Raw genomic sequence first — 11,912 nt, 5'->3', positions numbered from 1 at the left:
GTCAGTGGCCGCAGGTAGGTTCAGTGACGAAGAACTGATTACCTACCGGAGGTTGTTGACGTGACCGACACCGACATGCTGCCCGAATCCTGGCGCGGCGTCCTCGGGGACGAGCTGCAGAAGCCCTATTTCCAGCAGCTCACCGAATTCGTCGAGAAGGAGCGGGCGAACGGTCCGGTCTACCCTCCGCGCGAGGAGGTCTTCGCCGCGCTCGACGCGACGCCGTACGACAAGGTGAAGGTCCTGGTTCTCGGCCAGGACCCTTACCACGGCGAGGGCCAGGGGCACGGCCTGTGCTTCTCGGTGCGGCCCGGCGTCAGGGTGCCGCCGTCCCTGCGGAACATCTACAAGGAGATGAACGCGGAGCTGGGCACCCCGATCCCGGACAACGGCTATCTGATGCCGTGGGCCGAGCAGGGTGTCCTGCTGCTCAACGCCGTACTGACGGTGCGGGCCGGCGAGCCCAACTCCCACAAGGGCAAGGGGTGGGAGAAGTTCACGGACGCGGTGATCCGCGCCGTGGCCTCGCGGCCCGACCCCGCGGTCTTCGTGCTGTGGGGCAACTACGCCCAGAAGAAGCTGCCGTTGATCGACGAGGAGCGGCACGCGGTGGTGAAGGGCGCGCACCCGTCGCCCCTGTCGGCGAAGAAGTTCTTCGGGTCCCGTCCGTTCACGCAGATCAACGAGGCGGTGGCGGCGCAGGGCCACGAGCCGATCGACTGGACCGTACCCAACCTGGGCTGACCGCCCTGATCAGCTGAGGCCGTACGTCAAGGTGTACGGGACGGCCGGCTCGCCGTGCCGCGCGGTGAAGCCGCCCGTCCCGCTCAGCCCGGCCAGCTCGCCGGTGCCCGAGCCCGGCACCACCTCGAAGGCGCAGACCGTGCCCGCGTCGTCGAAGGTGCCCCGCTCCTCCAGCACGAACGTCCCCTCGCGGCCTGCCACCGAGCCGCTGATCAGCTCGTAACCGGAGAAGCTGCCGGTCTTCGCGGTGACGTACGCGATCGTGTACATGCACGACGTCGCGGCCGCCGCGACGACACCGCTGAACGCATTGGTGACGGTGGCGACGGCCGTCCTGGGGCCGTCCTCCGCGCCGCTGACCGGCTTCTCTTCCCAGTCGGTGAAGGTGAAGGTTCCGGTGGCCTGTGTGGGCATGGACGTTCCTCTCAAGATCCGGCGCGACTGTTCTCGCGCTCCTGGGAACCAGCCTCCGGTCCGTACCTGACACCTTCTGTCAGGTACGGAGGTCAGACTTGGGCCATGCGCGCCGACCGTCTGCTCTCGCTGCTCCTGCTGCTCCAGAACCGGGGCCGGATGACCGCCCCCGAACTGGCCGCCGAGCTGGAGGTCTCGGTCCGTACCGTCTACCGGGATGTCGAGGCACTCGCCGCATCGGGAGTACCGGTGTACGCCGACCGCGGACCCGCCGGCGGCTACCGCCTGATGGACGGCTACCGCACCCGGCTGACCGGTCTGACAGTCGACGAGGCCGGGTCGCTGCACTTCGCCGGAATGCCTGCTGCCGCGGCCGAACTGGGGCTGGCGGCCGACCTGACGACGGCGCAGCTCAAGCTCGGAGCGGCCCTGCCCGGCGGCTTGGGGGAGCGCACCCGGCTCGTCCAGGAGCGGTTCCATCTCGATGCTCCTGCCTGGTTCCGCGACGCCGATCCCGTGCCGTACCTGGCGGAGGTCGCCGGGTCGGTCTGGCGGCAGCGGAAACTGCGCGTCCACTACCGGGCCTGGCGCGGCGACGTGCACCGCGAACTGGCGCCACTGGGCGTCGTACTCAAGGGCGGCAACTGGTATCTCGCGGCGGACGCGGGCGGGTCGGTGCGCACCTACCGGGTGTCGCGGATGCTCGCGGTGCAGGCGCTGGAGGAGACCTTCGAGCGGCCGGCCGGGTTCGACCTCGCGGCGTACTGGAACGAGAGCACACGCCGGATGGAATCCGGGGTGCTGCGCGGCGAGGCCCTGCTGCGGGTGTCTCAGCGCGGCGCGAAGCTGCTGCCGGTGCAGTACGGGGCGGCCGGTGCGGAGGCGGTGCGCGAGGCAGGGCCGCCGGATGCGGACGGCTGGTTCAAGACCGTACTGCGCATAGAGGCATTGCCCGTCGCGGTGGGGGATCTGCTGCGGCTCGGGCTCGAGGTGGAGGTGCTCGGTCCGCCGGAGCTGCGCGCGGAGTTGGCCCGGACGGTCACAGGACTGGCTGAGCGCTACCAGGGCTCTGCCTGAGCCGGATTGTCAGTGGTGGGGTCTAGCGTCGAGATCGTCAGCATGTTGAATGGGCTCGCGGACGGCAGGAGAGCGCGGCGATGGAGCAGCAGGAGACGTCGGAGGACGCCACCATGACGCGGATCGGGCAGGCGGTCATGCTTCTCCACGCCGGTGACCGCGAGGAGGCGCGCAACCGCTTCGGTGTGCTGTGGGACGAGATCGGAGAGGACGGCGATCCCTTCCACCGCTGCACCCTCGCGCACTACATGGCGGACACCCAGGACGACGCCGGTGATGAACTCGCCTGGGATCTCAGGGCGCTGGCCGCCGCCGACGGGCTGACAGACGAGAGGGTCGCGCAACACGATTCGTCGGTGGCGGTGCGTGGTTTCTACCCCTCGTTGCATCTCAATCTCGCCGCCGACTACCTGAAGCTGCACCGGCCCGACGCCGCGCGCACCCATCTGTTCCGGGCACGGGCGGCGTCCGACGCGCTGGGGGACGACGGTTACGGGGACGGTGTCCGTGCGGCCATCGAACGTCTGGAGAGAAGGCTCGCGGAAGCGGGGTGATGCGCGAGATGCGCGAGATGTGCGTGATGCGCGGTCAACGTCCGTACGCCTCACGGCAGATGCGCGCCTCGGGGCTGCCGGGCTGCCACCCGCCGTAGCCCTCTCCGAGTGCGCACACGTCCGTCTGCGGGATGGAGGGAGGGGCGGCGGGATCGGGCAAGACCGGCAGGCTGCGGGGCTTCGGTGCGGCGGTCCTCGGGGGCGCGGGCCGCGCGGGCGTGGCTTTCCGGGGCGGTGCGGGGGGTGCGGTACGCCGTACGGCGGGGGTCTCGCGCGGCGACGTCCTGGGCGTGGCGCTCGGCGACGGCTTCGGCGGGAGAGCGGCGTCGAGGGCCTCCAGCGCGGGGGCCTGCACGATCGGTGGCTTCAGGATGTGCGGCTGTACGTCCTGGGAGAGACGCGGGGGTTCCGTCGCCGGTAAGCGGGCGGGCTGCGGTTCCACCGCCACGCATCCGGAGACGGCCGAGACGGCCACGCCCGCCAGGATCATCGCTGTGGTTCGAGTTCGGTTCACCCGCGCAACTCTCGTGGGCGTGAGCGTGTTTCTGGGAGGCCGGGGCGCAGATTGGCCCACATGGGTGACGCGGGGGCGGGACGCTGGATTTTCCCCACCCCGCCCCTTCCCGTAACGAGGGGCAAGCCCCCAGGCCCCGGAGGCTTTTCGGGCGGGGTCTGGGGCGGAGCCCCTCGCGCGGCGGCAGCCGTAAATGTCACAGCGGGAAGGGGCGGGGTGGGGGCCCGCCCCGCAAGGCGCTCCTAGTCGCCAGTCGTGCCGTCGATGCGTTCTCGCAACAGGTCCGCGTGGCCGTTGTGGCGGGCGTACTCCTCGATCATGTGGACGTAGATCCAGCGGAGGTTGATGTCCCCGCGGCGGTGCTTCCCCTCGCCGAGGTCGTCGAGCGAGCGCGGCGCGGCCAGCTCCCGCGCCCGGGCGATCGCATCGCGCCAGCTCGCCTCCGCCTCCGCCCACGTGTCCTGGTCGGTGACATGGAAGTCGCCGTCCCTGTCCTCGTCGGTGTAGTAGAGCGGCGGAACCTGCTCGTTGGCGAGCACATTGCGGAACCAGGCCTGCTCGACCTCCGCCATGTGCCGTACGAGACCGAGCAGGGAAAGCTCCGACGGCGGTACCGCCGTCTCCCGCAACTGCTCATCGGTCAGGCCCGCACACTTCTGGGCGAGTGTCTCGCGGTGGAACTCCAGCCAGCCTTCCAGCATGTCGCGCTCGCCGGCTGTGGTGGACGCTTCGGTGCGCTCAGGTGTAGTCATGACGGCCATCGTCACTCACCGGGCAGCTCACCGCCAGGACTTATTCGCCCGGCCGGCTGCCCAGCATCCCGCGCAGCAACTCGGCGAAGCCCGTGCGCAGTTCTTCCCGGCCGGGCACCGACGAGTGGTACGCACCCGCCGCGCAGGAGAACATCAGGCCCTCGCACCAGGCCACCAGGGACAGAGCGTGCCGCTCCGGTTCCGTCGAACCGGCCGCTGCCATCAGCGCGTTGAGCGGCTCCCGGAAGCGGTGCCTGCCCGCCGCGTCGTAGAACTCCCGGAGCTCGGGCCGGCGCGTTGCCTCCAGGCCCAGCTCGTAACGGGCCACGAGCAGCGCGCGGTGCTGAGTCAGATGGCGGTGCAGGACGAGGGAGAGCGCGTCGATGAGGCCGTCCAGACCGGCCGACGGCGACGGCATCTCCTCCAGGGCGAGCACCTGCGCCTCACGTTCCGCCAGCCGCCGCACCGTCGCTTCGAGCAGGGCCTGCCGGGTGCGCGCGTAGTTGGACGTCGAGCCCTGGGGGAGTCCGGCGAGTTCGTCCACCGCCCGGTGGGTGAGCCCGCGCATGCCGCGCTCGACGAGCAGAGTCAGCGCGGTGTCGGTGATCAGCTCAGCGCGGGAGCGTCCCGTGGCGGTGCGTGCGGCGGTCATGGGAACAACCTACCGCGAGGACTACAGCTGTAGTACGGTTGGCGGAGTCACTACACCTGTAGTTGCCGAGGAGGCGTTATGCGCACCACTCCCAAGCCCCACGCCGTCGTCGTCGGAGGCGGCATCGGTGGCCTCACCGCCGCCGTAGCCCTGCACCAGCGCGGCTGGCACGTCACCGTCCTGGAGCGCGCCCCGGCCCTGGAAGCCGTCGGCGCCGGCATCGGCCTCGCCCCCAACGCGCACCGGGCCCTCGACGTCATCGGCCTCGGCGACGAGATCCGCGCACTGGCCGCGTGGCAGGGCGACGGCGGCATGCGCACCCCATCCGGGCGCTGGCTCTCCCGGATGAGCAGTTCCGCCGCCACCGAACGCTTCGGCGGCCCCCTCGTCCTCGTCCACCGCGCCATCCTCGTCGACCGCCTCGTCTCCCGCCTGCCCGACGACGCCGTACGCACCGGGGCAGCGGCGTCGCTCGCCGACCCGGGCACGGCGGCCGCGGCCGACGGGCACGGCGGCCGCAAAGCCGTGGTCAGTACGCCCGACGGGGACATCGAGGCCGACCTCGTCATCGGCGCCGACGGCATCAACTCCGCGATGCGCCGCGCCCTGTTCCCCGGCCACCCCGGCCCCGCGTACGCCGGAATCACCACCTGGCGCGTCGTCGTGCCCGCCCCCGGCCGGCCCTTCGCCCCGCACGAGACCTGGGGCCGCGGCGCCCTGTGGGGCACCCAGCCGCTCAAGGACGGCCGCGTCTACGCGTACGCCGCTGCCGTGACCCCCGCCGGAGGCCACGCGCCCGACGGCGAGAAGGCCGAACTGCTGCGCAGGTTCGGCGACTGGCACGACCCGGTACCCGGGATCATCGCTGCCGCCGAACCCGGCCAGGTCCTGCGGCACGACGTACACCACCTGATCACGCCCCTGCCCGCCTTCCACCGGGGCAGGACCGCGCTGCTCGGCGACGCCGCGCACGCCATGGCCCCGACCATGGGGCAGGGCGGCAACCAGGCCATCGAGGACGGCATCGTCCTCGCGCACCACATCCCGGACGCCGGTGCCCTCGGGGCCGGCCTCGCGGCGTACAGCGCCGACCGGTTGCCGCGTACCAGCGGCATCGTCCGGAAGTCGGCGCAGATCGCCAAGCTGGTGTCCCTCAGCAGCGCCCCCGCCGTCGCCGCGCGCGACACCCTGATGACCCTCGCCCGCTTCGGCCCCGGCCTCGCCCTGCGCGCCTTCGACCGCATCGCCGACTGGCAGCCGCCGCAGCGCACGTATGCTGCCGAGGCACGGGACTCTCAGGTCCGGAACCAGTAAGTCAGCGTTAGGGAGGCCCCTGTGAAGGTCGGCGTCATCGGTCTCGGAGACATCGCGCAGAAGGCATATCTGCCCGTACTGACGACCGTGCCGGGGCTCGAACTCCACCTGCAGACCCGCACTCCCACCACCCTGGAGCGGGTCTCCGAGACCTACCGCATCCCACCGGCCCAGCGCCACACCGGCGTCGACGCGCTGCTCGCCCAGGGCCTGGACGCCGCGTTCGTACACGCGCCCACCGCCGTGCACCCCGAGATCGTGACCCGGCTCCTGGAAGCGGACGTACCGACGTACGTCGACAAGCCCCTCGCGTACGAACTCGCCGACTCCGAGCGGCTGGTGCGCCTCGCGGACGAGCGCGGCGTCAGCCTGGCCGTCGGCTTCAACCGCCGTCTCGCGCCCGGTTACGCACAATGCATCGAGCATCCGCGCGACCTGATCTTCATGCAGAAGAACCGCGTCGGCCTCCCCGAGGAGCCGCGCAGCCTCGTCCTCGACGACTTCATCCATGTCGTCGACACCCTGCGCTTCCTGGTGCCCGGAACGGTCGACCACATCGACGTACGGGCCAGGGTTGTCGACGGGCTGATGCACCACGTCGTCCTCCAGCTCTCCGGTGCGGGATTCACCGCCATCGGCACCATGAACAGGATGAACGGATCCACCGAGGAGATTCTCGAAGTCTCCGGGCAGGACACCAAGCGCCAGGTCATCAACCTCGCCGAGGTCGTGGACCACAAGGGGCAGCCGACCGTCCGCCGCCGCGGGGACTGGGTGCCGGTGGCTCGCCAGCGCGGCATCGAGCAGGCCGTCGTGTCCTTCCTCGATGCCGTACGGGCCGGAAAGCTGCTCAGCGCCCAGGATGCGCTGCTGACTCACGAGCTGTGCGAGCGGGTGGTTCGGGCGGCTCAGGAGCAGGCCGCCTGAGGGCCCGTACGCCCTCGGCCACGCACAGCAGCGCCAGCACGGCCAGTGCGCTGTAGACCGCCCAGTCGCCGGTGCGGACGAACACCGTGGTGCCCTGGGCCAGCGGGATGTCGTACACCGCGGACGCGCTGTCGTCCGTACCCAGTGTCGAGCCGATCCTTTCGCCGTCCTGGCCGTACACCGCGGTGACACCGGTCAGGGTCGCGTGCACGACGGGGCGGCCGTTCTCCGCCGCCCGCACTGCCGCGAGCGAGGCGTGCTGCTCGGGCGCCCAGCTCTCCTGGAACGTCGAGGTCGCCGACTGCGTGACCAGGACCTGGGCGCCGCTCCGGGTCAGCTTCCTGCTCATGTCGGGGAACGCCGACTCGAAGCACACCAGCGGACCCACCCGCAGGCCGGCCGTGCCGCTGCCCGGCAGGGTCATCACCACCGGGCTCTCGCCGCGCCTGCGGTCCTCGGCCGCGGCCTTGCCCACCGATGTGGCCCAGCCGAGCACATCGCGCGCCGGGATGTACTCGCCGAAGGGGACCAGGCGCATCTTGTCGTAGCGGTTGCCGGTCGGGCCCTGCGGGCCGACGAGCACGGAGCTCTTGAAGATGCCGGGCCGGTCGGAGCGCCGCGCGTCCACATTGACCAGCAGAGGGGCGCCGACGGTCCGGGACAGAGCGGCTATTCTGTCCGCCAGATCGGGGCGGGCCGCCAGGTCCTGGCCGACGCTGCTCTCGCCCCAGACCACCAGATCGAGGTCCTGCCCGGCGAGGTCTCGGGTGAGCGCCTCGCTGCGCGCGAAGCGCCCCTCGCGGCCGCTGAGGCCACCCTGGGCGCCGACGATTCCGGGCTGAACGACCGCGACCCGCACCCGGCCGGTCTCCTCGGTGCGCGGCGCCCACGCCCAGGCCGCGCCCGCCGCCACCGCACAGCCCACCACCCCGGCCGCCGCCGGTTTGCGGGCGGAGGGCACTGCCACGAGCACGGTGATGCCGGTGTTCACCGCGACCACCAGGAGGCTCACCAGCCAGATGCCGCCGAGCGAAGCCAGCCGCAGCGCCGGGTCGACCTGCCACTGGCTCGACCCGAGCAGCCCCCAGGGTCCGCCCAGCCCCTCCCAGGACCTGACCAGTTCGGCCGTCAGCCAACCGGAGGGGACGACTACCAGGGCGGCCGTAGCCCGGGTGAGTGACGGCGTACCTCCGAGCATCTTTCTGACCAGCCAGCCCCAGGGCAGCCAGAGCACAGCCAGCAGCCCGGCCAGGACCACGATGAACACATGCAGGCTCGGCACCAGCCAGTGATGCACAGCGATCATGAAGCCGATGCCGCCCAGCCAGCCGTCCAGCGCCGCGCGCCGGCCCGTCGGCGCCGTGCGGATCAGCAGCATCCACGGCACCAGGGCGACGTACGCGAACCACCAAAGCGACGGCTCGGGGAAGGCCAGTGCGGGGAGCGCGCCGAGCACCACCGCGACCGCGCCGCGCCGCCAGCGCGACGACAGCCAGTCCCACCGGTCGGCCGGAATCCGCATGCTGCGCCTCCTAGTCCTGTCCCCAGTGTGGATGAGCGCGGCGATCGCGGACAGTGGGCGGCGGGGCGCCGCGGCGGATCAGTAGCTCGTACGCCGCCACTTCTCGTGGACGACCACGGAACGCAACAGCCAGCCGCTTTCCGTGCGCCGCAGACCGAAGGTGTACCGCCCGCCGGACAGGAAATTGGGGGCCGTGGAGGATTCGGAATCGCCGCCGGGCACGGCTTCGAAACGCATCGGGTTCACATAGTCGGCCTGGAGCTCCGCCCGGTCGCCCGTGTCCCCGTGCAGGTCCTCCAGCCGCAGGCGCCGGTTGACGATGAGGTGCTGACGTACGGGGAAGAGCCGCATCGTCTCGGCCAGCCAGTCGGCGACTTCGGTGGCGGGGCCCTCGATGCCGCCCGCCGTGCGGTAGTCGGCGCGGCCGTCCGGGGTGAACAGGGCGCGGTAGTCGGACCAGTTGGCGTCGTCCACGGCGACCGCGTACCCGGTGATCACCGCATCGACGGCCAGTCGGTCCAGCACGGTCGCAAGCTCCACACGCTGTGTCATCGGCTCAGTCTGTGGCAGCGCGGGCTCCGCGCCAAGAGCCCGTACGGCGCTACTCGGCGCTCGATGATCTGTACGGGTTGTGTTCGGGGATCTCTGCGGAACGGCGGTTGCCCCACTTGGGCCCGCGCTCTGCCCGTGCACACCGCGTGAGCAGCGGCGCCCCGGAGCGTCAGGCGGCTTCGGCCACCTCGCCGCGCACCGCCGCGGCCCACTGCAGGAGCAGCGATTCGTACTCGTCCGCAGGCCATGCGCCGTCCGCGCGCGACTCGACCAGCGCGCGGATCGCCTCGTTCGCCTCGGTGAGGGGGCGCACGGAACCAGACGGCGGGGGAGAGCGGTACATGCGATAAGAGTACGCGCAGGCACTGACAGTAAGCACCAGGGCGTCAGCGGTTTTCGCTGTGGGACCACCGGATACGGTGGGGGAGCCGGGCGCCGAGCCGCGGAGCCCGCCGTACGCCAGGAGACTGCGCACCTTGTCCGATCAGCGCGAACTCGCCGAATCCCGCCCCGGCCGCGGTGTCTCCGTCCTCCGGTCCGACTGCGGGAATTGCTTCGGACTGTGTTGTGTCGCACTGGCCTTCTCGGCCTCCGCGGACTTCGCGATCGACAAGGACGCCGGGCAGCCGTGCCCCAATCTGGACACGGACTTCCGTTGCGGCATTCACGAGCGCCTGAGGCCGCAGGGCTTTCAGGGCTGCACCGTGTACGACTGCTTCGGCGCGGGCCAGAAGATCTCCCAGGTGACCTACGCGGGACAGGACTGGCGGCAGGCACCGCAGACCGCACCGCAGATGTTCGCCCTGCTCCCCGTCGTGCGCCAGCTCCACGAGCTGCTCTGGTACCTGACCGAGGCCCTGACGCTGAAACCGGCCCGCGAGATACACGCCGACCTCCGCGTCGCCTTCGACACGATCGAACGCCTCTCGCAGGGGAGCCCCGACTCGCTGCTGGAGCTGGACGTGGCGGCGCACCGGCAGGAGGTGAACGTTCTGCTGCTGCGTACGAGCGAACTGGTCCGGGCCGGAGTCCGGCACCAGAAGGGCCGCAAGGGAACCAAGAAGAAGGACCGCAGGGGCGCCGACCTCATCGGGGCCGACCTCAGGGGCGCCGATCTGCACGGTGCGAACCTGAGAGGCGCCTACCTCATCGGCGCCGACCTCAGGGGTGCCGACCTGAGGGTGGCCGACCTGATCGGCGCCGACCTGCGGGACGCGGACCTCGGCGGCGCCGACCTCACGGGGAGTTTCTTCCTGACGCAGTCCCAGGTCAACGCGGCGAAGGGCGACGCCAGTACCAGGCTTTCGCCGTCACTGACTCGCCCCTCGCATTGGTGATCGGCCGGCCTGGCGGCCTGCCTTGATCAGCCTGCCGACTCGCCCGCGTGCGGGCTCAGTACGCCCATGCCGACCAGGATGAACAGCACGATGCCGAGCACGATCCGGTAGATCACGAACGGCATGAAGCTCTTGGTCGTAATGAACTTCATGAACCATGCGATGACCGCGTATCCGACGACGAAAGCGATGATCGTCGCGAAGATCGTCGGGCCCCACGACACATGGCCGCCCTCGCTCGCGTCCTTGAGCTCGAACGCGCCTGACGCCAGCACGGCGGGAATGGCCAGCAGGAAGGAGTAACGGGCCGCCGCCTCGCGGGTGTAGCCCATCAGGAGGCCACCACTGATCGTGGCGCCGGAGCGGGAGACGCCCGGGATCAGGGCCATCGCCTGACAGACGCCGAAGATCAGACCGTCTCGCACGCCGAGTTCCCTGAGCGTCTTGCGCTCCTTGACCGCCCGGTGCTTGCCGCCCTCTTCGTCGCGGGCCGCGAGGCGGTCGGCGATGCCGAGGACGATGCCCATGACGATCAGCGTGGTGGCGATCAGGCGCAGATCGCGGAACGGGCCCTCGATCTCGTCCTTGAAGGTGACACCGAGCACGCCGATGGGGATCGAGCCGACGATGACGAGCCAGCCCATCTTGGCGTCGTGGTCCCCGCGCATCGAGCGGTCGAAGAGGGACCGGCACCACGCGGAGATGATCCGGGCGATGTCCTTGCGGAAGTAGATGAGGACGGCCGCCTCGGTGCCGATCTGGGTGATCGCGGTGAAGGCCGCACCCGGGTCGTGCCAGCCGGCGAAAGCCGCCGTGAGCCGCAGATGGGCGCTGGACGAGATCGGCAGAAACTCGGTGAGCCCCTGGACGAGTCCGAGGATGAATGATTCGAACCAACTCATGGGGCTAATGCCGTCCCAGATGTATTTGTGCAGCAGCGTGCAGGTGCCGTCAGGTCAGTTGGTGCGCAGCGTATCGTCCGCGCGGAACGCCGCTGCGGGAAGCCCCCGTATCCGTACCGGATCAGGTGGAGACCGGGCCCGCCGGTGTCCAGCCGGGCGCGCGGACGTGCGGGGTCAGGGCGTCGTGTTCGACCTTGTCGCCGCAGGTCGCGCAGGTGACGACAGGGGTCAGCCGGGCGCCGCAGGAGTGTTCGAGATCCACCGGGGGCTTGTCGGCGAGGTGACGGTCGCCCCAGGCCATGAGTGTGAGCAGTACGGGTTCCAGTTCGAGGCCCGCCTCTGTGGGGCGGTACTCGAAGCGCTGGGGGCGCTCGTTGTAGGGGACCTTCTCCAGTACTCCGGCCTCGACGAGGCGGCGCAGGCGCGTGGTGAGGATGTCGCGCGGGGCGCCGATGTTGCGCGCGATGCGGTCGAAGCGCCGTACGCCCAGGAACACCTCGCGGAGTACGAGCAGCGAGTACTTCTCGCCCACGAGGGCGAGGGTGTCGGCGATCGAGCACGGGCGAGGGTCCTTCATGCGGCCACTCTAAGGGGGAGGGTTTGTTTTTCCAACTCGCGGAGTTATTGTGGATCCAGTTTTCCAACTAACCC

15 protein-coding genes are annotated in these 11,912 nt (G+C 70.6%); 6 read left to right on the top strand and 9 right to left on the bottom strand.

Annotated features, from left to right (window positions below; genetic code table 11):
• The first annotated feature begins 60 nt into the window (after positions 1 to 60).
• Positions 61 to 744: a uracil-DNA glycosylase gene (locus PXH83_RS01410; protein ID WP_274555716.1), complete on the top strand. Its 684-nt coding sequence runs from the start codon at positions 61 to 63 to the stop codon at positions 742 to 744.
• 9 nt (positions 745 to 753) lie between these two features.
• On the opposite strand, the gene PXH83_RS01405 is transcribed toward PXH83_RS01410, so the two are convergent.
• On the bottom strand, positions 754 to 1,158 hold the full coding sequence (locus PXH83_RS01405) for a DUF3224 domain-containing protein (protein ID WP_274555714.1): 405 nt from the start codon (positions 1,156 to 1,158) through the stop codon (positions 754 to 756).
• 105 nt (positions 1,159 to 1,263) lie between these two features.
• Between PXH83_RS01405 and PXH83_RS01400 the strand changes: the two genes are divergently transcribed.
• Together PXH83_RS01400 and PXH83_RS01395 are read left to right on the top strand one after the other, a co-directional pair.
• A complete protein-coding gene (locus PXH83_RS01400) occupies positions 1,264 to 2,235 on the top strand; it encodes a helix-turn-helix transcriptional regulator (protein WP_274555712.1) in 972 nt (323 codons plus the stop codon).
• 80 nt (positions 2,236 to 2,315) lie between these two features.
• Positions 2,316 to 2,789 carry a hypothetical protein gene (locus tag PXH83_RS01395; protein WP_274555710.1) on the top strand — a complete coding sequence of 158 codons (474 nt, stop codon included), beginning with the start codon at positions 2,316 to 2,318 and terminating at the stop codon, positions 2,787 to 2,789.
• Between the two features lie 34 nt (positions 2,790 to 2,823).
• Here the strand turns inward: PXH83_RS01395 and PXH83_RS01390 are convergent, their stop codons facing one another.
• From PXH83_RS01390 to PXH83_RS01380, 3 genes are all read right to left on the bottom strand, one after another.
• Positions 2,824 to 3,303 carry a hypothetical protein gene (locus PXH83_RS01390; RefSeq protein ID WP_274555708.1) on the bottom strand — a complete coding sequence of 160 codons (480 nt, stop codon included), beginning with the start codon at positions 3,301 to 3,303 and terminating at the stop codon, positions 2,824 to 2,826.
• A gap of 242 nt (positions 3,304 to 3,545) precedes the next feature.
• Positions 3,546 to 4,064, bottom strand: a complete 519-nt coding sequence (locus PXH83_RS01385) for a DinB family protein (RefSeq protein WP_420803103.1) — start codon at positions 4,062 to 4,064, stop codon at positions 3,546 to 3,548.
• Between the two features lie 31 nt (positions 4,065 to 4,095).
• Positions 4,096 to 4,707 (bottom strand): TetR/AcrR family transcriptional regulator, encoded by a 612-nt coding sequence (locus PXH83_RS01380; RefSeq protein WP_274555704.1) that lies wholly within the window; start codon positions 4,705 to 4,707, stop codon positions 4,096 to 4,098.
• A 78-nt stretch (positions 4,708 to 4,785) separates the two neighbouring features.
• Between PXH83_RS01380 and PXH83_RS01375 the strand changes: the two genes are divergently transcribed.
• The gene (locus PXH83_RS01375) at positions 4,786 to 6,021 is read left to right on the top strand and encodes an FAD-dependent monooxygenase (RefSeq protein WP_274555702.1); all 1,236 of its coding nucleotides are present in this window, start codon (positions 4,786 to 4,788) and stop codon (positions 6,019 to 6,021) included.
• A 21-nt stretch (positions 6,022 to 6,042) separates the two neighbouring features.
• Positions 6,043 to 6,948: a Gfo/Idh/MocA family protein gene (locus tag PXH83_RS01370; RefSeq protein ID WP_274555700.1), complete on the top strand. Its 906-nt coding sequence runs from the start codon at positions 6,043 to 6,045 to the stop codon at positions 6,946 to 6,948.
• Here PXH83_RS01370 and lnt read toward each other — a convergent pair.
• The 3 genes from lnt to PXH83_RS01355 all read right to left on the bottom strand — a co-directional run bounded on the left by lnt (position 6,872) and on the right by PXH83_RS01355 (position 9,365).
• On the bottom strand, positions 6,872 to 8,470 hold the full coding sequence (gene lnt, locus PXH83_RS01365; RefSeq protein ID WP_274555698.1) for an apolipoprotein N-acyltransferase: 1,599 nt from the start codon (positions 8,468 to 8,470) through the stop codon (positions 6,872 to 6,874). The genes PXH83_RS01370 and lnt overlap by 77 nt on opposite strands.
• A 78-nt stretch (positions 8,471 to 8,548) precedes the next feature.
• Positions 8,549 to 9,022, bottom strand: coding sequence for a nuclear transport factor 2 family protein (locus PXH83_RS01360; RefSeq protein WP_274555696.1), 474 nt, complete (start codon positions 9,020 to 9,022; stop codon positions 8,549 to 8,551).
• Between the two features lie 169 nt (positions 9,023 to 9,191).
• Positions 9,192 to 9,365: a hypothetical protein gene (locus tag PXH83_RS01355; RefSeq protein ID WP_214919824.1), complete on the bottom strand. Its 174-nt coding sequence runs from the start codon at positions 9,363 to 9,365 to the stop codon at positions 9,192 to 9,194.
• Between the two features lie 133 nt (positions 9,366 to 9,498).
• Between PXH83_RS01355 and PXH83_RS01350 the strand changes: the two genes are divergently transcribed.
• Positions 9,499 to 10,359, top strand: a complete 861-nt coding sequence (locus tag PXH83_RS01350) for a pentapeptide repeat-containing protein (protein WP_274555689.1) — start codon at positions 9,499 to 9,501, stop codon at positions 10,357 to 10,359.
• Positions 10,360 to 10,385: 26 nt separating this feature from the next.
• On the opposite strand, the gene PXH83_RS01345 is transcribed toward PXH83_RS01350, so the two are convergent.
• Positions 10,386 to 11,261 carry an undecaprenyl-diphosphate phosphatase gene (locus PXH83_RS01345; protein WP_274555687.1) on the bottom strand — a complete coding sequence of 292 codons (876 nt, stop codon included), beginning with the start codon at positions 11,259 to 11,261 and terminating at the stop codon, positions 10,386 to 10,388.
• A 121-nt stretch (positions 11,262 to 11,382) separates the two neighbouring features.
• Entirely contained in the window at positions 11,383 to 11,838 is a 456-nt protein-coding gene (locus PXH83_RS01340; protein WP_274555685.1) for a winged helix-turn-helix transcriptional regulator, read from the bottom strand.
• Between the last annotated feature and the right edge of the window lie 74 nt (positions 11,839 to 11,912).

This window comes from Streptomyces spiramyceticus (assembly GCF_028807635.1).
Classification (GTDB): domain Bacteria; phylum Actinomycetota; class Actinomycetes; order Streptomycetales; family Streptomycetaceae; genus Streptomyces; species Streptomyces spiramyceticus.
This window is presented reverse-complemented; position numbering and strand designations above follow the sequence as displayed.

Bases quoted from the DNA above. Each gene is read 5' to 3' on its own strand.
- PXH83_RS01405 (WP_274555714.1), bottom strand. From the start codon at position 1,158: ATGCCCACACAGGCCACCGGAACCTTCACCTTCACCGACTGGGAAGAG.
- PXH83_RS01400 (WP_274555712.1), top strand. From the start codon at position 1,264: ATGCGCGCCGACCGTCTGCTCTCGCTGCTCCTGCTGCTCCAGAACCGG.
- PXH83_RS01395 (WP_274555710.1), top strand. From the start codon at position 2,316: ATGGAGCAGCAGGAGACGTCGGAGGACGCCACCATGACGCGGATCGGG.
- PXH83_RS01385 (WP_420803103.1), bottom strand. From the start codon at position 4,064: ATGGCCGTCATGACTACACCTGAGCGCACCGAAGCGTCCACCACAGCC.
- PXH83_RS01380 (WP_274555704.1), bottom strand. From the start codon at position 4,707: ATGACCGCCGCACGCACCGCCACGGGACGCTCCCGCGCTGAGCTGATC.
- PXH83_RS01375 (WP_274555702.1), top strand. From the start codon at position 4,786: ATGCGCACCACTCCCAAGCCCCACGCCGTCGTCGTCGGAGGCGGCATC.
- lnt (WP_274555698.1), bottom strand. From the start codon at position 8,470: ATGCGGATTCCGGCCGACCGGTGGGACTGGCTGTCGTCGCGCTGGCGG.
- PXH83_RS01360 (WP_274555696.1), bottom strand. From the start codon at position 9,022: ATGACACAGCGTGTGGAGCTTGCGACCGTGCTGGACCGACTGGCCGTC.
- PXH83_RS01355 (WP_214919824.1), bottom strand. From the start codon at position 9,365: ATGTACCGCTCTCCCCCGCCGTCTGGTTCCGTGCGCCCCCTCACCGAG.
- PXH83_RS01345 (WP_274555687.1), bottom strand. From the start codon at position 11,261: ATGAGTTGGTTCGAATCATTCATCCTCGGACTCGTCCAGGGGCTCACC.
- PXH83_RS01340 (WP_274555685.1), bottom strand. From the start codon at position 11,838: ATGAAGGACCCTCGCCCGTGCTCGATCGCCGACACCCTCGCCCTCGTG.